The following is a 19,601-nucleotide window of genomic DNA, read 5'->3' as shown; positions in this document are numbered from 1 at the left end:
CGTCATTGCGAGGCAGATGACGAGTGGAACCGCCGGATATCGGTTACCAACTAAGCCGTGCATTCGAATAGTCTGAAGTCGGTCAGCCCGCGACAAGATATGCAGTTGTTAGTTATGGCAGCCTGCAGGCTGCCACCGTTCGACGGCATTCCGTCCCTTCTCTCGTGTATCTTCCGAAGAGGCTTATCGGAAATCCTCGTCGAGACCCTTGTTCTCACCGTAGGAACCACGCAGCCCGGATCGAATGCGACAAAACGGCACCGAGAGTTCTAAAATTCCTTGAGTTCGGGGAAGTTTCGCTGATGCCAGACGGGATAGGCCGGAGGCAGATCGCTGGCTGTGTCGAGTTTGGCGACCTGATCTGCCGTGAGGCTCCAGTCAACGGCGCCGATATTATCGATCAGCTGCTCTTCCGAGCGGGCTCCAATGATCACATTTGCGACGGTAGGTTTTTGCAGGAGCCAGTTTAGAGCGACCTGTGGGATCGTCTTTCCGGTTTCTTCAGCAATCTCATCGAGGGCGTCGATGACGCAGAAAAGATGCGCGTCTTCGTATTTCGGGCCGGCCCCGGCAATCTCGAATGCTCTGGTTCCAGGCTGCGCCGGGCGATCGCGCCGGATTTTGCCTGTCAGCTTGCCCCATCCGAGCGGCGACCAAATCATTGACCCAACACCTTCAACTTGCCCCAACGGCATAAGATCCCACTCGTAGTCGCGATTGAGGAGCGAATAGTAGACCTGATGCGAGACATGACGCGGGTAACCGTATCGGTCAGAGACGGAAAGCGATCTCATCAGGTGCCAGCCGGAGAAGTTCGAACAGCCTGTGTATCGGATCTTTCCGGACCTCACGAGTTGGTCGAGGGTCGAGAGAGTTTCTTCCAACGGCGTATTATAGTCCTGGCCGTGAAGTTGGAACAGGTCGATGTAGTCCGTACCGAGCCTTTTCAGAGCGCCATCGACGGCATCCAGCAGATGCTGCCTCGAGGATCCGTAATCGTTCGGCCCTTCACCTACCCGGAAAGTCGCCTTGGTCGAGATGAGTACGCGGTCGCGCTTTCCCTTGATGGCCTCGCCAAGGATGGTTTCTGCCAATCCGCTGGAATAGGCATCGGCGCTGTCGAACAAGGAGACGCCATGATCGAGGCAAACGTCGATAAGGCGCGCCGCACCGTTGCTGTCTGTAGATCCCCACGCCTTGAAAAAATCGTTCCCCCCTCCGAACGTTGCTGTTCCGAAACTGAGGGCGGGTACTCGAAGGCCAGAGCGGCCGAAGCGTCTGTATTCCATGGCAAGCCTTTTTCGATAAATGGTCAGGATGCAAGCGGATGCTCAACCCGCGACAGGGTCTGATTAGGCGGCGGCTTTCATCTTCAAGTTCGAAAGAATATTGTTTGGATCGGATACATCGTACGGATCCTCTGCACAGTTGTCGCAAAATCCGTCTTCTTCGAACCATTCCTCGATGATACTGTCATTGACAATCGCCACATAGCGCCACGACCGCATCCCAAAGCCCAGATTGTCCTTGGCGACGAGCATGCCCATCTTGCGGGTAAATTCCCCCGAGCCATCCGGGATGAGCTTTACGTTGGAGAGGTTCTGAGACTTGCCCCAGGCGTTCATCACGAAGGCGTCGTTCACCGACACGCAGTAGATCTGCTCGATACCCAGAAGTTTGAACTGGGGAGCGAGTTTTTCGAAATCGGGAAGCTGATAGGTTGAGCACGTCGGCGTGAACGCGCCCGGCAAAGAAAAGATGATCACGCGTTTTCCGGCGAAATAGTCGGCTGTCGTCATATCTTGCCAGCGAAAGGGATTACGACCTTCAATCTTATCGTGGCGGACCCGCGTCTTGAAGATGAACTGGGGAATTTGTCTTCCTGCGTGCATTGCTAAAACTCCTGCTGTCGGATCAATCTCGGTTCCGCTTGGTGTCCCATCGGCCGTCGGCATGTGACCTTGGAAATAGCAGGTTGCTCGTGTGTCAAATCCCAGGATTAGGCCAGGTTATCAGGAAATTCGGCCAAAAGAGCAGGAAGCGTAGAAGGTCTTGGTTCGATCTAAATGTTAACCGTATACGCTACTTTTTGTCCTGAAATCAGCGACGATCTGTGGTTCATGCGCGTATCCAAGGAGGGATTATACGGGAGTAAATCATGACCAAAATCCTGCCTTATCGCCTTCTGCAGACTGCGGTCGTGGCCGTCGCGGACATCAACGTCAACATGCGACGTGTCACTCTCGCCAGCCAAGAGTTCGCCGATTTCAAGTGCGATCGTCCCGGCCAGTGAGTGAAACTCTTCTTTATCGAAGACGGTCCTGGGCGGGCTTATACGATCAGGCGCTGGTGACCGGACGCGCAAGAAATGGATATCGACTTCTTTCGTCACGGACATGGCGTAGCCGGCACTTGGGTCGAACGGGCAATGCAGGGCACTCCCGTCTGGCTCGCAGGCCCCCCAGCGAGTTTTCAACGACGAAGGATCGAAGCCAAATCTTGGTCGGCGATGAAACAGCCCTTCCCGCGATTTGCGCGATCGTTGAATCACTACCTGATCCTTCTCTGGCCACGGTTGTCGCGAAGGTCACTGATCAGCGCTCAATTGACGGTATGCCTGAACTCGATGGAGCGACCGTCCAACTGGTCCTAGAAAATGCTGACGGCGAATGCCGATCGGCCCGTATTGTCATGCGCGGAATCCCTATGCAGGACGCAGGAAAGAGCCCACCTCTGGGCCGGCTGCGAGAGCAGTTTGGCACGGTCGTTACGCCTGCTGTGCCGAGAACACGACCTCGATAGAAGCCGTCTTCACGTCTCCGGTTACTGGAAGCGCGGGATTGTGGAATACACCGATCCGACGAGTGACTACTGATCAGGTTCCTCCGACCGTGGCGAAGGATGAGTGTCGAGCGCGTAGCGACGCACGCGATAACCGTAGGCCTATCCTATCGCCAATGCCGACAGCAAATGCTGAATCCCGAACCAAGTTCTAGAGTGGAGTGACACTTTGGGTGACAGAACCAGGGACCGGCGGTTGCAAACCGCCCTCCTATTCGAATAAGTAACCCTGAATATGCAGGATATGATCCCGCAAGGCATCCCTGGCTCGATCTTTGTCCCTGGCCCTCAACGCCTCATAGATCTCATCATGCTCGCGACGCAGTCGTACGATCCGCGCTGGCGTCATCTTCTGTGCTTTGAGCTGCCCCCACTCCGATTGCCGCCTCACACGAGAAAGCGCTCGTGCAACCGAGATCAGGGCATCATTGCGGGAGGCCCTCGCGATAGCATCGTGGAACTCCCCATCCCACAGCTCGAATTCCGGTACAGAGGTTGTAGCGCTCATTTTGCGGATACACTCCTCCATCCGGTCAAAGTCGGCTTGACTGGCGCGGGCGACGACCAAAGCTGCCAGTCCCGGTTCGAGGAGCAATCGGCATTCGATCACGTCTGCAGGACTTAGGGCATCGGTTTCCAGCCCGAGCCCCACTGTGACGGGTGCGGTGTTTTCCGACGCTTGAGCCTTGAAGGTTCCGCGGCCTACGTGCCTTACAACAAGCTGGGCCATTTCGAGAGCGTCGAGCGCCCGTCGCACGGTGTTACGGGCAACCCCGTATTGCTCGCCGAGCTCACGCTCGGTCGGTAGTTGATCTCCAACCTTCCAACGATCGGACCGCAGCTCGGTCTCAAGAACAAGGCGCAATCGGTCAGCATCTCCCCGGTCTTTTGAGGTCTTCAAGTTGAAATCTTCAACGACATCCATCGGTGGCATCCGTATTGGTTCATTTATTGGTATTGACATGTGAGCCAATTTAAAGATGATTGGATCACACTAACTGCTAAATGTCAACTAAAGGTTCAGATTGGTTCACAACAATGAAGCTGGCAACGATATCGATTGAGGGACGGCCCAACGTGGTCGTCGTGGACGCGCAGAACCACAAATATTGGCCGATCACTGATGCTTTCCCCGGAATCCCCGAAGGAAAGACAGGCGATATGGCAGCAGTCATCGCGGCGGTCGCCGAGATGAAGCCAGCCAAGTTGAACGGCGGGAGCAAATCGTTCTCTCATGGCGACCTTCTCGCACCCATCAACAACCCGCCGCACAATGTGCTGTGCGTTGGCAAGAATTATCATGCGCACGCCCACGAATTTACGAAGAGCGGCTTCGATGCGGGCGCGACAATTGCGGAGGCGATCCCGGAATTCCCGATCATCTTCACCAAGCCTTCTAGTTCGCTTTCGCGTCCCTATGCTGACATTCCGCTCTGGCCAGGCCTGGATGAGGCCGTCGACTACGAGGCCGAGCTTGCTGTCGTAATCGGCAAGGAGGGGCGCTTCATCAAAGCAAACCGCGCCTTCGACCACGTGTTTGGCTATACGGTGTTCAACGATGTTACTGCCCGCGACCTTCAGAAGAAGCACAAGCAGTGGTTCCTCGGCAAGGGGATCGATGGCTTCGGTCCGATCGGTCCATGGATCGTGACAAAGGACGAGCTCGATATCACTGACGTCGAAATCACCTGCTCCGTCAATGGTGAGGAGCGTCAGAAGACATCCACGAAGGATCTTATCTTTGACATCCCGACCCTCATCGAAACCATATCGAGGAGCGTCACTCTGTCACCCGGCGACATCATCGCCACCGGAACACCGGCCGGCGTCGGAATCGGTTTTGATCCTCCGCGCTTTCTCGGAGATGGCGACAAGGTGGTTGTTGCAATCCGCGGCATAGGCGAGATCGCCAACACGGTCAGGAGGCAGCACGCCGTCTGAAGAGCCGACGAACTTCCGCCGCGGTAGGAGGCCGTGCCGGTCAAACTTTCCTAAGGGAGGAGAAATCATGGATTCCAATGGATCCCGTAATTTCGTCGAAGACTTCGGTGGACAGGGAGATCTTCTGATCTTCGTTCATGGTCTCGGCGGAACAACCAACACCTGGTATCCACAAGCGCAGATCCTCAAGCGCGATCTGCGCGTGATCGGATACGATCTGGCGGGTGCCGGGCGCAGCGAGCTATACGACGAAATCACCATCGAGACCCATGTCGCCGATCTGCTGGCCATCGCCGGCAATATAGGCGGGCGAGCGAAGATCCATCTTGCCGGCCATTCGATGGGCACGATCATCTGCCAGCACTTTGCCGCATCCTACCCAGATAAGGTCGCCAGCCTGGCACTGGCTGGAGGCTTTTCCGCCCCAAGCGACGCCATGCGCGACGGGCTTAGCAAGCGTGCCGCGAAAGTTCGGTCGAACGGGATGGCCGCCATTGCCGACGACATAGTGGCCGGTGGCACCTCCTCCGATACCAAGCAGAACCAGCCTGCGGCTGCCGCTTTCGTCAGGGAGAGCATCCTGTCACAGAACCCCGAAGGCTACGCAAGAAATTGCGAAGCTTTGGCGAAGGCTCAGTCAGCGGACCTCTCGCAGATCGTCTGCCCTGTTCTCCTGCTGAACGGCGACGAAGACAAGACCGCACCTTTCGATGGCGCGCAGGCGATCGCGAGTCAGTTGAAGTCCGCGGAAGCGCAAAAGCTTACCGGATGCGGTCATTGGGCCACCATCGAGAGGGCGAAGCAGGTCAGCTATGCCCTGACCGTCTTCTACGCCCGCCAGAGCAGGATGGCGGCCGAATGATGAACGCCCGTATCTTCGTATGCATGACATGCAGCCGATACTCGCCGCCGAAAGCGGGAGAGGAAACGAAAGGTGAAGCAATGTGCAAGGCAGTAAGGGAGGCGATCGCCTCGAATGGTGTCGACGCTACACTGAGAACAGTTGAATGCCTGAACGGGTGCCCGAAGCCGTGCACGGCAGCGTTAAGGACGCCAGGAAAATCAGTATTGCGGTTCTCCGGCTTGGAGCCTGAAGACGCCGAGGCACTCGTCGAGGCCGCGGAGACTCATGCCAAGAGCGTGTCCGGCCTGTTGGCTGACGAGGATATTCCGGAACGTCTTCGCAGCAAGGTGTCCCTAAGGGTCGAGCCGGTCGCCCGATAGACCGCAAAATGCACGCCGAGATAAGGAGGAGACGTCTCATGGCACGCACACTATTCACAAACGTATCGATCTTTGAGGGCACGGAGCCCGACTTAAGACCCGGCGAGGTGCTCATCCAGGGTAATCGCATACATGCTGTCGCGGGTCCCGGGGAAACCCTTCCGCGCGAGGGCTGTATCGTTATCGACGCCGGCGGCGCGACCCTCATGCCAGGGATGGTCAACACACACTGTCATCTCACATATAACAATGGAACGACTGTTGCCGAGCTGACCTCCCTGCCTGTCGAGGAACATGTGCTGCTGACGATGCAGAACGCCAAGCTGGCCTTGGACATGGGGTTCACCTCGGCGATCGGAGCCGCTTCGGCCAAGCCGCGCCTCGACATCGTGATACGCAACGCGATCAACAAGGGCACCATTCCAGGGCCGCGGCTGCTGGCGGGTTCACCAGAATTGACTGTTACGGGTGGCCTGGCCGACGATAATCAGATCGACCAGAAACACCCCTCTATTTCGATCATCTGCGACGGCGCGGAGGAGTTTCGCAAGACCGTTCGCATGCTCATCCGCGAAGGCTGCGACCTCATCAAGTTCAATAATTCCGGTGACAGCTTCTGCTTTCCCCGGATGGCTGCCTATGACAACCCCATGACGGACGCCGAGGCTGCCGCGATCGCAGATACCGCAAACAATCTGGGCAAGCGGATCGCCGCCCATGCCCATGCGGATAGCTCGGTGCGCCAGTGTATGAAGTACAATGTTGAATTCATCTTCCATGCGACATTCGCTACCGACGAGACGATCGACATGCTCGAAAAGGTCAAGCACAAGCATTACGTGTCGCCTGCGATCGCCGCCCGGTACAACACGACCTATGAGGCCGGAGACTGGGGCATCACCACCGACGTCGCGGAGATGATCGGCAACAAGCGCGAGCTCGACGAGGGCATCAAAGTGATGCAGAAGATGCGCAAGGCCGGCATCAAGGTTATGCCGTTTGGCGACTACGGATTTGCCTGGCTGCCGCATGGAACGGAGGCGAGAGATCTTGAGCACTTCGTCAACATGTTCGGCTACACGCCGTGGGAGACGCTCAGAGCCGCGACCGCTTGGGGTGGCGAGGCCTGGGCGGGACAGTCGGGGGAGAAGATCGGGCGCATCGCGCCAGGCTACTACGCCGACATCCTGTTGATAGACGGCAATCCTCTGCTCGACCTTAGCCTTCTGCAGGATCGCAACTCGATTTTGGCGATCATGAAGGACGGAACGTTTCACAAACACTTCGAAGGGCGCTCCGCGATCCCAATATCTTCTGCGGCCTGACGTAGTCGCACAGACTAACGACGGGCGGTCAAATATTTGATTTGGCCGCCCATCGTCGCCTGATGGCACTTGGCACTCCGACGAACGACAATGCGTATGGGAGCTCAAAGACGGACAGCCTTAGGGCATGGATCGTGCGCTGAAACCGCCTGGCTAGATGGGGTCAGAACAAGAGCAGTCCGAAATCGATGGGATGGAAGGCTCCCGCTCCGCCGGTGCTAGGATAGCATCGTGTGTGGAAGGCTCCCGCGTTGAGGGAAATTGGCTTCGCCATGCAGCGCATCTCGAGTGCAGTCGTGTGTCCGGCCTTTGATGCAGCCATCTACCGACTGCTGGCCTTGAAGGGTTCCGCCAGGATCGTGCCCCCCAATCGATTAGACGGACTTTTGACGTCCGCTACGCTAAACGGGTTCGGCTGATCCATCGGGATCGAGTTGCTGCCTTCACTTACCTTTTTCGCCTCAAACTTCGAACGGCCTCAGCAATTTACGGGCTGAACCGCTCTCAGATCGTTGATTTCCTCGTATTCGCCGCCTCGCTTCATGATCGACCATGCAATGCGTGCCATCTTGTTGGCAAGAGCAACGGCTGCGACCTTTGGCGGCCGGCGGCGCAGCAAGCCGCCAATCCACCCAGTACCGCTGCCTCCATCCCGGCGAATGTAACGCAAGACCGAGGTGGCGCCGAGTATCAATAATTGCCGGATATATCGATTTCCTTGTTTGCTGATGCGGCCGAGACGGGTCTTGCCGCCGGATGAGTTCTGTCGCGGCACCAAGCCGAGCCAGGCGGCAAAATGCCTCCCCGACTTAAAAACCTGCGGATCGGGGACGATCGAAGAAAGTGCCGACGCCGTGACAAAGCCCACCCCTGGGATGGTTTCCAGCCGATTCGACAGATCGTTTCGGTAATGCCAGGAGATCAGTTTCTTTTCGATCGCTTGAAGTCGCTGCGCCAGATCGCAAACCAAATTGGCTAGCGCTTCCAGCACGAACCGAGCAAGCTCCGGCAGATCCGAGCGCTCACCTTGCGCAAGTTCCCGCACGACACGCGCCATCTGGCTGATGCCCACACCGATCGAAATGCCAAGTTCGGCAAGCTGGGCTCGGATCGAGTGCAGGAGCATCGTGCGCTGCTTAATGAGCAGGGCCCTTGAACGGTGCAGCATCGCTGCGGACTGTTGCTCAACGGATTTGACTGGCACAAATCGCATCGTCGGCCGCATCACGGCTTCGCAGATCGCTTCGGCGTCCGCGGCGTCATTCTTCTGCCTTTTCACATAGGGCTTCACATAGGCCGGCGGCATCAGCCGCACGTCATGCCCCAGGGCCGAAAGTTGTCGCGCCCAGTAATGGGCGGTCCCACAAGCCTCGATACCGATGAGGCAAGGCGGAACCTGCGCGAAGAATTTCAGCATCTGTTGGCGACGTAACTGTCGCCGCACAACTACATTGCCATCGACATCAATCGCATGAACCTGGAACACCGATTTCGCTATATCGATGCCTACCGTAGAAATCTCTTCCATTCGAACGCTCCCGGTTTGTCCATCCTAAACGATGCTATCCTAGCACCGGCGGAGCGGGAGCCTTCCATCCCATCGATTTCGGACTGCTCTTGTTCTGACCCCCTATCGCATGGTTTCTGCCAATGAACATTTCGTCTCCGGATGATGGTGCGTCGCTTGCACCAGACGCATGATGGCTCTTCCACGACGCATAATACGCCAACGCCTCCGCTGTAATTAGACGGTGCCAAGCGCATGACCTCATGAGGCGGACTCATGAAAAGATGGCCATTGCCGAGAAAGCTCTGGGCAGAGCATGTCGCCCTTTTTGTGATGTCATCACTCATTCCTGACGACTCGCCGTCGTGTCGTTGATGAAGCGGCAGCGAACGTCGTTACCGACGACACGAGCATAGGCCTGAGCGATCTGATCAGCTCAGATGATACCAACATCGGCCTGCGTGCCGGAAATGGGGATCGTACGGGGAAGAACCTGGAGTTCGGCTCGCGAATAGTCCTACGCGATGCGGTGTAGAACCCTTTCTCCCACTGGCGCGGCAACGTGAGGGCTCTTAGCCGGCATCTATCACACCCGCCACCTCACGTTTCGACAATCAGCCGGAGTATCGCATCGCATTGACGAGAAGTGAGAATGCCGGGGAGGATTGACGCCGGCTCGGGTAATAAAGGTGGAATCCCTCCCAGGGCGGGGAAAATTCCTCAAGAAAACGGTGTAGTCGTCCGCTCTCAAGGTATGGCTTCGCGATATCTTCGGGAACGTAGGCGAAGCCAAATCCATCCGCGGCCGCCTCTACGACGTTATAGATGGTGTTGAACACAACTTGTCCGTCGACACGAACCTTGATCTCGCGACCATTTTCCTCGAATTCCCACGCGTAAAGGCCGCCTAAGGTTGGGAACCGGAGATTAATGCACTTGTACTGGGTCAAATCCTTGGGATGCTTCGGAAGCTCGAGTGAGGAGAAGTAGCTTTCCGCTGCGACAACGGCGAAGCGTATGTCCGGACCGATCCTGACTGAGATCATGTCCTTGGCGATCTGCTCGCCGAAACGAACACCTGCATCGTAGCCATCGCTGACGATGTCCTGCAGGCCATAATTTACATCCAGCTCGACCTTGATATCTGGATATTGATGCAGGAAGGTTTTGAGCTTCGGCCAGACGTAGCATTGGATTTGATAATCGCCAGCAGTAAGCCGGATGGTTCCTGCCGGCTTTTCTCGAACCCTATTAAGCTCGTCGATAGCCGATCCGATCTCATCGAACAATGGCGCTATGCTTTGCAGCATCCGCTCGCCAGCTTCCGTCGGCGATACGCTGCGCGTTGTACGCGTCAGGAGTCGTACGCCCAGCCGCGTCTCAAGCTGACGGATCGTATGGCTCAGCGCCGATTGGGAAACTCCGAACTTGGCCGCAGCCCTCGTAAAGCTCCGCTCCCTGGCGACCGCCAGAAACACCATAAGATCATTGATGTTCTGACGCTCCAATCGTGAGTCCCTCTCATGGTTGAGCATCAATTATAAACTATTCCGCATGAAAGGGTAGGCTTCACGGGGCACGGGACGCTCACGCGAAGTTATCTTCGCGTTGAACCCTTGACGCCCACCAGGAGGAAGATCGTCACCTGGAGCGGTTGCGCAAGACCTCGCCTACGACCGCGGATGCCGAAAACGCGTTTGGCCACCCTGCATAGAAGGCTGTATGCGCAACAATCTCTCCAGCCTCTTCCGCGGTCAGGCCATTGTCCATTGCGCGATTGAGATGGTAAGTGACTTGCGCACTTTGACCCGAAGCAATCAACGAGCTGACCGTCACCAGGCTACGGTCGCGCGGGGCAAGTCCAGGTCGTTGCCAGAGATCGAGGAACAGCGGGTCGGTTGTGAACTTCACCAGACCTGGCGAGATCGGGCCGACGTTCTTTTCGACGCCCGTGGCACGCTGCCGTTCAGCCTCCTCATTGAGCGGTAGCAACTGTGGCGAGGCTGGAGGGAGTTGGGCGGTCACAATGCCGCGTTCGGCAAACACTTCCTTCGTTACTGCGATGGCAGACATCGCGTTCGACCAGCCAGCATAAAAAGCGAGATGAGTAATGATCTCTGAGACCTCCGACGGTGTGACGCCATTGTCTAGCGCGACGTTCACGTAGTGCCTAAGGTCGAAACCCTGGTTGCGAGCAATCAGCACCGCAACAGTGACGATGCTGCGATCCCGCGGCGAAAGTTGTGGCCGCCGCCAGAGGTCACCAAGAACGTCTTCCTGGGCGAAGCGCCCAAGCGCGGGTGAGACGGCCTGGATGTCATTGATCGAGAGAGATGACGCACTTTTCGGCAAGTTTTCTGTTCCTTTGTCTGTTTCGGCCGATGCAGGTGCACCGAGGGCGAGAGAGATGGCGGTCAATGCGAAAATTGGTTTCATACAACGCCCTTTGACACGTTCAGCCTCCTGAAAGCCGCAGCATGGCCTCTGGATATCGGCCCCCCTGAATGACAATGTTCGCTCGCTCGATTTCGTCGAGATCGGCTTGGTCGAGCACCACGTCGAGCGCGCCGATGTTCTCGTCAAACCGTTCCAGCTTTCGCGTACCGAACAACGGAACGATCCACGGCTTCTGAGCCAGCAGCCATGCAAGCGCCACCTGTGCCGGCGACGCACCATGCTTTTCGCCAATGCGGCGGATAAGGTCGACCAACTTCTGGTTAGCGGCACGCGCCTCTTCCGCGAAACGCGGGGTGTGGGCGCGGATGTCGGAACTGTCGAACGCCGTGTTGACGTCGATCTTGCCGGTCAGGAAGCCCTTGCCAAGCGGGCTGTAGGGGACCAGCCCGATGCCAAGCTCTTCGAGCGTTGGGATGACTTCGGCTTCCGGTTCGCGCGTCCAAAGAGAATATTCGCTCTGCAGGGCTGCGAGCGGCTGTACCGCATGGGCTCGACGGATCGACTGAGGGCCGGCCTCGGACATGCCGAACCAGCGGACCTTGCCCTCGCCAATCAGATCCTTGACCGTGCCGGCGACATCCTCCATCGGCACGTCTGGATCAACCCTGTGCTGATAATAGAGATCGATGCGATCTGTCCGAAGCCGCTTCAGGCTGCCTTCGATAGATCGGCGGATTTGCGCAGGCTTGCTGTTGACGCCGCCACGATGCTCGCCAGTTTCCTGGTCGATATCCCAGCCGAACTTCGTGGCTATCTTCACTTTGTCGCGAACTGGGGCCAGCGCTTCGCCGACCATCTCCTCGTTGGTCCACGGACCATAGACTTCGGCGGTATCGAAGAAATCCATCCCGCGATCGACGGCGGCGCGGATCAGGGAGATCATCTCGGCCCGGTCGGGAAGCTCCCGCGCCTTGCCATAGCCCATAGCGCCAAGGGATAGTGCGGAGACCTCCAGGCCTTGGCCCAATTCGCGCTTCATCATGTTGCTATCTCCTTTTTTCTTCTTCCTGTTGTCGTCCATTGAGTGGTCAAACCGCCAGAGCCGGCTGATCCATCCGAGAATTGCCGTCAGAGCTTTCCCTCGCGCAGGGCGATCCGCACAGTGGCTGCACGCGCTCGGGCGCTGACCATCGACGCCAGATACCGGCTGCTGCCATACTTCGCGCGGTAGGCATCATCGATGCGATCGTTGATCGGTCCATCGACGGCATTGAAGGCGACTTCCCGTGTCATGCCCGCCGCGATGATCCGGCCGGCTTTCTGCCGAACTGCGGCCTGATACCAACGGGACTTCTGGCCGTTGTAGCCGCGGACATAGAGCTCGCCGTCGACGACGACCTCCCAGATCCACGTCGGCGTGCCATAGGTGGCGCCATCCTCGCGATAAGGCGCGATCTTGAGATCGTCCGCCTGATCGATCTTTGTCAGTTCCTCCGGTGACCAGCCCATCATCTTTTCTCCGCCCATCGTCCGCTAGTTCAATTATGCCCGGCATCCCGGAACGTTCAGCCGCCGCCACGGCCTGTGCGCGCGTCCGCCTGCATGCTGCTTGCGACCCGTCGCGACAGCCGCGAACCCAAACCTCTGCGATAAATGGCATTCAGGTTTGCCATCCCTCCAATCAGCTTGTCTTGTTTCGTCTTGGCCTTGCGAGCGAATGTAGGGCGCAGGGTGAGCTGTGATTAGACGGAGCAATTTGCATGGACTTATGAGTCTCACTAATCAATAAGGACCCTCCGCAATAGCATGTTCTTTCCTATGACCGTTGCACGGACAGCGCTGGCGGTCGGTTCTGTTTCAACTCCGCAGCGCGAATGTCGAGAAAGGATGGTGCCAGAAACTGTCACCACGAAGCTGTAGGTTGGCTTCCGAAACAGAAAGAATTCGAACCTTCAGTTTAGGTGATCACAGTTATGAAACGCATTCAGTACAGCAGCTATGGTGGTCCGGAGTTGATGCGGGTCGCAGATTTTGAACTTCCCGCACCCGCCAAGGGTGAGGTCGCCGTTCAGGTGAAGTTCGCCGCCGTCGATCCGATCGACTGGAAACTGCGTGGTGGGGCCATGAAGATCGTCACCGGCAAGGTCTTTCCCCGCGCAATGGGGATGGACTTTTCGGGCATCGTCATGGCGGTTGGCCCGGACGTTACTCGCCTAAAGGTTGGCGACCCCGTATTCGGACTGGCGCGCTTCAAGGAATGCGGCGCCCTTGGAGAGGCCGTGGTGACGAAGGAGAGTTTCCTGGTCATAAAACCTGAAGGCATCACGTTTGAGGATGCGGCCTGCCTCGGAACGCCGGGCGTCACGGCTTGGAACGGCTTGGTCGACAAGGCCAAGCTGAAGCCTGGTCAGCATGTATTCATCAACGGATGCGCCGGCGCGGTGGGCGAAGCGGCCGTGCAGATCGCTCGCCTTTTCGGCGCTACCGTCTCAGGCAGTTGCAGCGCCCGCGACATTGAGCGAGCCATGTCGCTGGGCGTGCAGATGGTCTACGATTATCGCACGACGGACCTGTCGACGATTGCCGCGCGCTTCGACATCGTCTATGACACCGCAGCGACGATGAGCGTGTCGACCGGACTGTCCATGCTGCGCGAGAACGGCGTATTCGAGGATCTCAACCCCGGCCCGGCAAAGTTCATCCGCGCGATGTTCAACCGTCGCCTCAAGGTCGTCGTCTGCTCGGCGCGCCCCGAAATCCTCGAAAAGGTTGCCGATGCCGCAGGCGGTGGCAAGTTCGGCATTCCGATCGGAGAGATCGTTCCGTTGAGGGGCGCGATCAAGCTCATCGCCGATCTTGAAAGGGGCCGCAAGCTCGGTGGCAAGGACGTCGTTGCGATGGAGTGAAAATGGCAAGAAGTCACCGGCTATTCGATCTCATGCAAGTGCTTCGACGACACCGCAGGACGGTGTCGGGCGAGACGCTTGCGCATGAGCTGGGTGTTTCCTTGCGCACGATCCGCCGCGATGTCGCCACATTGCAGAGCATGGGCGCGGACATCGACGGCGAGGCCGGCGTGGGCTACATCCTGAAGCCCGGCTCCCTGTTGCCGCCTCTCTCCTTCACCGAGGAGGAAATCCAAGCGCTTGTCATTGGCGCGCAGTGGGTCAGTCGGCAATCGGACGTTTCCCTGAGCTTTGCCATCAAGAATGCGCTCGCCAAGATCAATGCCGTCCTGCCGCCCGACATGCGCTTGGTTCTCGACGACGACACGGTCTATGTCGGCCATCCGTTGAAGGGGTCGACACCAATCGATCTGAGCGAAATACGGCGGGCGCTGCGTGAGCAGCGCAAGCTGCGGATCACGCTGTCTGGAGAACATGCGGCATTGGGCGCGCAGACGGTGTGGCCCATCATACTAGGCTTCTTCGACAATAACCGCTTCGTCGCTGCATGGTGCGAGTTCGACAGCCAATTCCGCATCATCAGCGTAGACGATATCGCAGATGCCGAAGTGCTTGCCGAACGATACACGCGCAACCGCCGTCAACTCGTCAAGGAGTGGCACGCCATGGATTTGCGGCCGTGCAATAGCCGGACCGAAATGTGCTGATCCCTACCTTTCGGCTGGAAAGTCCGGCCTCATACCCCCAGTCTGCGGTCAGACTTGCACGGTCCTTGAAATCGCCCACTGAGGCCCTGAGCAGCTTTGGGCTTGCGTGCGGCGATGGTGACAAAAACTGACCTTATAAGATGATAGGTCTGCTGCCAGACAGCACCGGACCTAAGGTTTGCGGTGACTATACTTGGAGGCACATCGTGAAACTTACGGGAAGAACAATCCTGATCACAGGAGGAAGCAGCGGGATCGGGCTTGAACTCGCCCGAGGGATGTTCGCGCTTGGCAATGTGGTGATCGTTACCGGCCGCGACGAAGCGAAACTGCGAGCTGCCGAGAAGGAAATCTGCGGCACCGACAGTCCTCTTCGTGGATCAGGCGCAGTATCGTCAGGATATCCTTCACTGTCGTTCGTCTTGCTTGCTTCCGTCTCGGCATCGGTTCCTCTCAACGTTGTCATGAGAGGCCTCACGACCAGAACGTGTAGCCAATCAACCGTCAATCCACCGTTGGAAACCGTCCGGGAATTACTGAAAACTTTGTCCGGAGATTGCCGAAAATCCTGTCCGGACTTTGCCGAAACCGATAGGCTTTCAGCTACTCAGTGATCATTGGTCGATGACCTTCTTCGATTGAATTCCGAGATATGGGCGCCGTTCGATCTCCGAAGACTTGAGGGAACTCCTTAGCCGCAACAAATCTTTGCGGGCGACCAGGCCGACAAGTTTGCCCGTCGGTCGATCCACGATCGGGATCCGGCCGGAATCTGCCGCGAGCATAAGATCGGCAATGAACCCCACCGTGTCGTCAGGATGGCCGACCGGAAGCGAGCTGTCGGAGATGCTTTCCCTGAGACTTTGGCCTGCAAGACTTTCGTCCCCTTGCCAACGTAACACATCCGCGCGGGAGACTACGCCTGCAAGCAATCCATCATCTTCGATAACCGGATAGACCCTATGGTTCTTCTGTTGAGATGAGAAGAAGCTGCAGGCGTCTCTTACGCTCATGTTAGCAGACAGGGTATCCACCTGCCGGATCATAATCTCGGATGCGCGCGTCAGTTCGAAGGGATCGATGCCGTATTCGCGTGTGATATGCTGGCCGCGACGCGCGATCTTTTCAGTCAGGATGGAACGGCGCAACAGCAGGACGGTAACTGCATATGCGGTGACCGTCGCAACAAGCAACGGCACCAGCGTGCTGACGTCACCAGTGATCTCTATGGCGAAGAAGGTGCCGGTCAGTGGCGCTCGCATTGTGCCACCCATCATGGCGGCCATGCCGAGAAGAGCCCAAAAGCCTGGATCTCCAGGAAAGATCAATCCAGCGAGCCAGCCAAGAGCGCCACCGAGAATAAGGAGTGGAGCGAGTACACCGCCCGAAGTGCCGGACGATAGTGCGACCAACCAGATTCCCGCCTTGACCACGAGGATGGCAAAAACCGCTTTGGCAACGATGTGGCTGCCCAACAGGTCCGAAATAATATCGTAGCCGACACCGAGAGCACGCGGCTCGATCAACCCACCGACCCCAACCACCAGACCACCAAGCGCGGGCCACCACATCCAATGAATCGGCAGCCCCTCGAAGGCATCCTCAATCTTATAGAGCAAAGTCGTAAGCAGTCCCGACTGCAAGCCGGAAACAACACCCATCGCGACACAGAGAAATATACTCCACCATGGAAGATGGTTCTGGAAACTGGTTGGAAAGAGTGACCCTGTTCCGAACAAAAGCGGTCGCCAGTAGATCGAGACGCAGGCTGCAACAGCCACCGGAATGAAGCTCCGAGGCTTCCATTCAAACAACAACAATTCGACGGCCAACATCACCGCAGCAATCGGCGATCCGAAAATAGCGGTCATGCCGGCCGCCGCGCCGGCAACGAGCAGCGTCTTGCGCTCCGCGGCGCTCATGTGAAAACATTGCGCGAACAGCGAGCCGATGGCGCCACCGGTCATGATGATCGGGCCTTCCGCGCCGAAGGGGCCACCCGTTCCGATGGAGATTGCCGATGAAAGCGGCTTCAGCAGCGCAACCTTGGGCGACATCCGACTGCCGCCAATCAGGATGGCTTCGATGGCCTCTGGAATACCGTGTCCTCGAATCTTATCGGAGCCGAATCGGGCCATCAGGCCGATCACGAGCCCACCGATCACCGGAGCAGCCACCATCCACGCCGATCGCGGCGCATTCGCAAGCGACGCTGCCCGAGTACTGATCTGTCCGAACCACACGACGTTCGTCACCAGTGAGATCAGATTGACCAACAGCCAGGCTGCCAGCGCGCCGCCCGTACCGACGACGATCGCCATGCCGATCAATAGAAGCACTCGCTTGTCCGTGGTGAAGTCGCCAGCCTCCCGTCGCGCGAGCCCGCCGGTGAAGTCATGCTGGCGGTATTGTGGTCTGATGTCTCGATTTTTCAATGCGTTGTCTCCAGATCGCGCTGCTATTCAGCGGAGGCACATTTTCTCATGGCGCTCCAATTATATCGTGATACGATATAAATCAATGTCTTTGTGACTGATGGAGTTGCGACATGACCATAAAAGAGCATGAGGACGCCCTTTCGCCGGGAGATTATGAGGGTATTGCAAACTTGCGCTACGCGCTGCGGAAATTTACGGAGTTCAGCAATGTGGAGGTATCAAAGCTTGGGCTGACGCCTCAGCAACACCAAGCGTTGCTCGCCATCAAAGGGCTGCCACCTGAAAAGGAGATGACCATCGGGATGCTCGCGGAGGCGGGCTACATTGAGCGTGTATCAAGCAAGACAGACGGCCGGCGTCAGATTGTAAGATTGACGAACAAAGCCGAGCTCAACCTGGCAAGACTGAGCGGTGCGCATCTGCACGAGATCAGGGAAATGGCTCCGGAACTTATGCATGCATTGCGTATCTTGCAGGATCGACGCAAGTTGGAGAAGATCGCGTGGATGGCATAAATCCGACTGGCTAAGGTCGACACAAAATCGAGATCGAGGAAATGACGAAAGAGGCTTTGAGTGGCAGCGATTATGAAGCGCTTGCCAATTTGCGCTACACGCTGCGCCGATTTATGGATTTCAGCACATCGGCTGCCCTGGAAGAAGGACTTCCAAGCCAACAGCACCAAGCCTTGCTCGCGATCAAGGGACATTCGGGCGACGACCCCATGACGATCGGATTGCTGGCCAGCCGCCTCTTGATTGCACCACACACGGCAACCGAACTCGTTGGACGATTGAGCGCGGCAGATCTGGTGACCCGGCAATTAGATCCGCAGGACAAACGGCGCCAGACATTGACGTTGACGGCGAAGGCCGACGCTGTCCTGCTCCGGCTCAGCGCCGTCCACTTGAAGGAAATACGCGAGCTGGCGCCAGAACTGATCCGGATCCTGCAGCACCTTCAGCTGAAAATCGGGTGAAGACGACCAAGCTGCCATCGCAACGTTGATATATATCGTAATACGATATATGTTTAGATGGAAAGGATAGCTTGATGGCAAAGACGATCGTTGAAACCAAAACGGATTTGGAACTGTTTGCCGAGCGCTTGTCGCGTGGCGGCAAATTGAAACCTCGCTCCCAGCATTCGCCAACCGCCGATGAACTCGCGGCACTCAAAAGATCGCTCGATAAACGACTGCGATCAGCGTTGGTGCATCGGTCGCTGAAAGAACGGATTTCTGTCTTTGATGCTCTGGCTACGCGGTGGCGGTTTTGCAGCGGACGGATTTCGGGCGGGCGCATGCCAGCATTCGATTGAGGACGGCACAGCCGATGGCGACTTCCGTCTGCTGCTGTCCGAATGAGCGCGCCCGCAACCTATCTCCGATGAACGATTTGTACCGACCGATTGCGGTCTCGACCAGTGATCGTCTCCCGTAACCGGTCGCGACCTGCCAGCCCATCCGGCCATCGGTGTTGATCGCCGCGATGTGGCGGTCTCGTTGGCTCGAGGGATCGGCGTCTGGCCGTTTCACCGCGTTCGCGCGTGGCGGAATGACCACCGTAGCACCGGCACTATGCCTGGTGACGGCGTCATAAGTTGAACCGCCGTCATAGGCGCCGTCGGCCGTGAACTATCCGATCGGCATGTCGATCTGGTCAAGTAGCGGCTCCACCTGCGAGGCGTCGCCGGCATCTTGGTCGGTCATGACGTGGGCGATGATGTCGCCGCTGTCGGCATCGAGCGCCAGGCGCAATTTTCGCCAGTTCCGACGTGATTTGGCACCGTGCTTCTCCTCCAGCCACTGGCCCGCGCCGTAGATTTCCAACCCTGTGCTGTCGATGAGGACGTGTCCCTTTCCCGGAGCTTGGTGCTTTCGCCGCCTGTCCGGCAATCGCCGTTTGCTTGCCCGACGGCTCAGGGTCGTATGATCGGGGACGGCGAGATCCAGTCCCATCAGGGTCAACACTGAAGTCAAAAAGCCCTCCGTCTGGCGCAGCCGCAGGCCGAACACCAGTCCCAGCGTCAGCGCAGTTTCAATCGCCAGATCGGAATAACGCGGCTGTCCACCGCGCGTTGTCCGCTTCGGCGCCTGCCAGGACGACAGCGCCTCCGGCGTCATCCAAAGCATCAGGCTGCCACGTCGGCGAAGACCAGCCTCGTACTCTGCCCAGTTCGTGACCTTGAACTTCATCTTGCCAATACGATGGCGACGGGAGGCATTGGGCTTGAAAGGCATAGTGGCTGAGACCGGTTATTAAGCTGGCCACCGCACCTAACTCACCGCGATTAACGATCCGCGCACCAACGCC

20 protein-coding genes and 4 pseudogenes are annotated in these 19,601 nt (G+C 57.6%); 14 read left to right on the top strand and 10 right to left on the bottom strand.

Annotated features, from left to right (window positions below):
* Positions 1-269 precede the first annotated feature (269 nt).
* Positions 270-1,289, bottom strand: a complete 1,020-nt coding sequence (locus ACYJRZ_RS29775; protein WP_459464841.1) for an aldo/keto reductase — start codon at positions 1,287-1,289, stop codon at positions 270-272.
* Positions 1,290-1,352: 63 nt separating this feature from the next.
* The gene (locus ACYJRZ_RS29770) at positions 1,353-1,892 is read right to left on the bottom strand and encodes a redoxin family protein (protein WP_459464924.1); all 540 of its coding nucleotides are present in this window, start codon (positions 1,890-1,892) and stop codon (positions 1,353-1,355) included.
* Positions 1,893-2,158: 266 nt separating this feature from the next.
* Here ACYJRZ_RS29770 and ACYJRZ_RS29765 point away from each other — a divergent pair, with 266 nt between their 5' ends.
* The 4 genes and pseudogenes from ACYJRZ_RS29765 to ACYJRZ_RS29750 all read left to right on the top strand — a co-directional run bounded on the left by ACYJRZ_RS29765 (position 2,159) and on the right by ACYJRZ_RS29750 (position 2,875).
* Positions 2,159-2,293 (top strand): hypothetical protein, encoded by a 135-nt coding sequence (locus ACYJRZ_RS29765; protein WP_459464839.1) that lies wholly within the window; start codon positions 2,159-2,161, stop codon positions 2,291-2,293.
* A 75-nt stretch (positions 2,294-2,368) separates the two neighbouring features.
* Positions 2,369-2,455, top strand: a pseudogene (locus ACYJRZ_RS29760) (hypothetical protein); the annotation flags it as partial.
* A gap of 44 nt (positions 2,456-2,499) precedes the next feature.
* Positions 2,500-2,652, top strand: a pseudogene (locus tag ACYJRZ_RS29755) (SIP domain-containing protein); the annotation flags it as partial.
* A gap of 4 nt (positions 2,653-2,656) precedes the next feature.
* Positions 2,657-2,875 (top strand): SIP domain-containing protein, encoded by a 219-nt coding sequence (locus tag ACYJRZ_RS29750; protein WP_459464837.1) that lies wholly within the window; start codon positions 2,657-2,659, stop codon positions 2,873-2,875.
* Between the two features lie 177 nt (positions 2,876-3,052).
* Here the strand turns inward: ACYJRZ_RS29750 and ACYJRZ_RS29745 are convergent, their stop codons facing one another.
* Positions 3,053-3,766, bottom strand: a complete 714-nt coding sequence (locus tag ACYJRZ_RS29745) for a FadR/GntR family transcriptional regulator (protein WP_459464835.1) — start codon at positions 3,764-3,766, stop codon at positions 3,053-3,055.
* A 236-nt stretch (positions 3,767-4,002) separates the two neighbouring features.
* Here ACYJRZ_RS29745 and ACYJRZ_RS29740 point away from each other — a divergent pair, with 236 nt between their 5' ends.
* The 4 genes from ACYJRZ_RS29740 (at position 4,003) to ACYJRZ_RS29725 (ending at position 7,331) form a co-directional block, all read left to right on the top strand.
* Positions 4,003-4,782, top strand: a complete 780-nt coding sequence (locus tag ACYJRZ_RS29740) for a fumarylacetoacetate hydrolase family protein (RefSeq protein ID WP_459464833.1) — start codon at positions 4,003-4,005, stop codon at positions 4,780-4,782.
* A gap of 67 nt (positions 4,783-4,849) precedes the next feature.
* Positions 4,850-5,644, top strand: coding sequence for an alpha/beta fold hydrolase (locus tag ACYJRZ_RS29735; protein WP_459464831.1), 795 nt, complete (start codon positions 4,850-4,852; stop codon positions 5,642-5,644).
* Positions 5,551-6,006, top strand: coding sequence for a DUF1636 family protein (locus tag ACYJRZ_RS29730; RefSeq protein ID WP_459464829.1), 456 nt, complete (start codon positions 5,551-5,553; stop codon positions 6,004-6,006). Before ACYJRZ_RS29735 ends, ACYJRZ_RS29730 begins: the two co-directional genes overlap by 94 nt.
* Before the next feature lie 38 nt (positions 6,007-6,044).
* Complete coding sequence (locus ACYJRZ_RS29725) at positions 6,045-7,331, top strand: amidohydrolase family protein (RefSeq protein WP_459464827.1); 1,287 nt, start codon at positions 6,045-6,047, stop codon at positions 7,329-7,331.
* A gap of 478 nt (positions 7,332-7,809) precedes the next feature.
* Here ACYJRZ_RS29725 and ACYJRZ_RS29720 read toward each other — a convergent pair whose 3' ends face one another.
* From ACYJRZ_RS29720 to ACYJRZ_RS29700, 5 genes are all read right to left on the bottom strand, one after another.
* Positions 7,810-8,859: an IS110 family RNA-guided transposase gene (locus ACYJRZ_RS29720; protein ID WP_459464825.1), complete on the bottom strand. Its 1,050-nt coding sequence runs from the start codon at positions 8,857-8,859 to the stop codon at positions 7,810-7,812.
* A gap of 593 nt (positions 8,860-9,452) precedes the next feature.
* Positions 9,453-10,346: a LysR family transcriptional regulator gene (locus ACYJRZ_RS29715; protein ID WP_459464823.1), complete on the bottom strand. Its 894-nt coding sequence runs from the start codon at positions 10,344-10,346 to the stop codon at positions 9,453-9,455.
* Between the two features lie 133 nt (positions 10,347-10,479).
* Positions 10,480-11,274, bottom strand: coding sequence for a carboxymuconolactone decarboxylase family protein (locus ACYJRZ_RS29710; protein ID WP_459464821.1), 795 nt, complete (start codon positions 11,272-11,274; stop codon positions 10,480-10,482).
* Between the two features lie 19 nt (positions 11,275-11,293).
* On the bottom strand, positions 11,294-12,277 hold the full coding sequence (locus tag ACYJRZ_RS29705) for an aldo/keto reductase (protein ID WP_459464819.1): 984 nt from the start codon (positions 12,275-12,277) through the stop codon (positions 11,294-11,296).
* 86 nt (positions 12,278-12,363) lie between these two features.
* On the bottom strand, positions 12,364-12,744 hold the full coding sequence (locus ACYJRZ_RS29700; RefSeq protein WP_459464922.1) for a DUF2255 family protein: 381 nt from the start codon (positions 12,742-12,744) through the stop codon (positions 12,364-12,366).
* 464 nt (positions 12,745-13,208) lie between these two features.
* Between ACYJRZ_RS29700 and ACYJRZ_RS29695 the strand changes: the two genes are divergently transcribed.
* The 3 genes and pseudogenes from ACYJRZ_RS29695 to ACYJRZ_RS29685 all read left to right on the top strand — a co-directional run.
* A complete protein-coding gene (locus ACYJRZ_RS29695; protein WP_459464817.1) occupies positions 13,209-14,141 on the top strand; it encodes an NAD(P)-dependent alcohol dehydrogenase in 933 nt (310 codons plus the stop codon).
* 2 nt (positions 14,142-14,143) lie between these two features.
* A complete protein-coding gene (locus tag ACYJRZ_RS29690; protein WP_459464815.1) occupies positions 14,144-14,848 on the top strand; it encodes a helix-turn-helix transcriptional regulator in 705 nt (234 codons plus the stop codon).
* Positions 14,849-14,988: 140 nt separating this feature from the next.
* Positions 14,989-15,141 (top strand): annotated as a pseudogene (locus tag ACYJRZ_RS29685) (hypothetical protein); the annotation flags it as partial.
* 321 nt (positions 15,142-15,462) lie between these two features.
* On the opposite strand, the gene ACYJRZ_RS29680 reads toward ACYJRZ_RS29685, so the two are convergent.
* The gene (locus tag ACYJRZ_RS29680; protein ID WP_459464813.1) at positions 15,463-17,283 is read right to left on the bottom strand and encodes a chloride channel protein; all 1,821 of its coding nucleotides are present in this window, start codon (positions 17,281-17,283) and stop codon (positions 15,463-15,465) included.
* Positions 17,284-17,396: 113 nt separating this feature from the next.
* On the opposite strand from ACYJRZ_RS29680, the gene ACYJRZ_RS29675 reads away from it, so the two are divergent.
* From ACYJRZ_RS29675 to ACYJRZ_RS29665, 3 genes are all read left to right on the top strand, one after another.
* Positions 17,397-17,801, top strand: a complete 405-nt coding sequence (locus ACYJRZ_RS29675; RefSeq protein ID WP_459464811.1) for a MarR family transcriptional regulator — start codon at positions 17,397-17,399, stop codon at positions 17,799-17,801.
* Positions 17,802-17,842: 41 nt separating this feature from the next.
* Positions 17,843-18,265 (top strand): MarR family winged helix-turn-helix transcriptional regulator, encoded by a 423-nt coding sequence (locus tag ACYJRZ_RS29670; protein WP_459464809.1) that lies wholly within the window; start codon positions 17,843-17,845, stop codon positions 18,263-18,265.
* Positions 18,266-18,339: 74 nt separating this feature from the next.
* Positions 18,340-18,606: a hypothetical protein gene (locus ACYJRZ_RS29665; protein WP_459464807.1), complete on the top strand. Its 267-nt coding sequence runs from the start codon at positions 18,340-18,342 to the stop codon at positions 18,604-18,606.
* Here ACYJRZ_RS29665 and ACYJRZ_RS29660 read toward each other — a convergent pair.
* A pseudogene (locus ACYJRZ_RS29660) lies at positions 18,545-19,528 on the bottom strand (IS5 family transposase). The gene ACYJRZ_RS29665 and the pseudogene ACYJRZ_RS29660 overlap by 62 nt on opposite strands.
* Positions 19,529-19,601: the final 73 nt, after the last annotated feature.

This window comes from Rhizobium sp. No.120, assembly GCF_054558365.1.
Note: the sequence above shows the minus strand (reverse complement) of the source record. Positions and strands in the feature narration are given on the sequence as shown.

Coding starts and splice junctions, on each gene's coding strand:
- ACYJRZ_RS29775 (WP_459464841.1), bottom strand. CDS start 1,289: ATGGAATACAGACGCTTCGGCCGCTCTGGCCTTCGAGTACCCGCCCTC.
- ACYJRZ_RS29770 (WP_459464924.1), bottom strand. CDS start 1,892: ATGCACGCAGGAAGACAAATTCCCCAGTTCATCTTCAAGACGCGGGTC.
- ACYJRZ_RS29765 (WP_459464839.1), top strand. CDS start 2,159: ATGACCAAAATCCTGCCTTATCGCCTTCTGCAGACTGCGGTCGTGGCC.
- ACYJRZ_RS29750 (WP_459464837.1), top strand. CDS start 2,657: ATGCTGACGGCGAATGCCGATCGGCCCGTATTGTCATGCGCGGAATCC.
- ACYJRZ_RS29745 (WP_459464835.1), bottom strand. CDS start 3,766: ATGGATGTCGTTGAAGATTTCAACTTGAAGACCTCAAAAGACCGGGGA.
- ACYJRZ_RS29740 (WP_459464833.1), top strand. CDS start 4,003: ATGGCAGCAGTCATCGCGGCGGTCGCCGAGATGAAGCCAGCCAAGTTG.
- ACYJRZ_RS29735 (WP_459464831.1), top strand. CDS start 4,850: ATGGATTCCAATGGATCCCGTAATTTCGTCGAAGACTTCGGTGGACAG.
- ACYJRZ_RS29730 (WP_459464829.1), top strand. CDS start 5,551: ATGCGGTCATTGGGCCACCATCGAGAGGGCGAAGCAGGTCAGCTATGC.
- ACYJRZ_RS29725 (WP_459464827.1), top strand. CDS start 6,045: ATGGCACGCACACTATTCACAAACGTATCGATCTTTGAGGGCACGGAG.
- ACYJRZ_RS29720 (WP_459464825.1), bottom strand. CDS start 8,859: ATGGAAGAGATTTCTACGGTAGGCATCGATATAGCGAAATCGGTGTTC.
- ACYJRZ_RS29710 (WP_459464821.1), bottom strand. CDS start 11,274: ATGAAACCAATTTTCGCATTGACCGCCATCTCTCTCGCCCTCGGTGCA.
- ACYJRZ_RS29705 (WP_459464819.1), bottom strand. CDS start 12,277: ATGATGAAGCGCGAATTGGGCCAAGGCCTGGAGGTCTCCGCACTATCC.
- ACYJRZ_RS29700 (WP_459464922.1), bottom strand. CDS start 12,744: ATGGGCTGGTCACCGGAGGAACTGACAAAGATCGATCAGGCGGACGAT.
- ACYJRZ_RS29695 (WP_459464817.1), top strand. CDS start 13,209: ATGAAACGCATTCAGTACAGCAGCTATGGTGGTCCGGAGTTGATGCGG.
- ACYJRZ_RS29690 (WP_459464815.1), top strand. CDS start 14,144: ATGGCAAGAAGTCACCGGCTATTCGATCTCATGCAAGTGCTTCGACGA.
- ACYJRZ_RS29675 (WP_459464811.1), top strand. CDS start 17,397: ATGACCATAAAAGAGCATGAGGACGCCCTTTCGCCGGGAGATTATGAG.
- ACYJRZ_RS29670 (WP_459464809.1), top strand. CDS start 17,843: ATGACGAAAGAGGCTTTGAGTGGCAGCGATTATGAAGCGCTTGCCAAT.
- ACYJRZ_RS29665 (WP_459464807.1), top strand. CDS start 18,340: ATGGCAAAGACGATCGTTGAAACCAAAACGGATTTGGAACTGTTTGCC.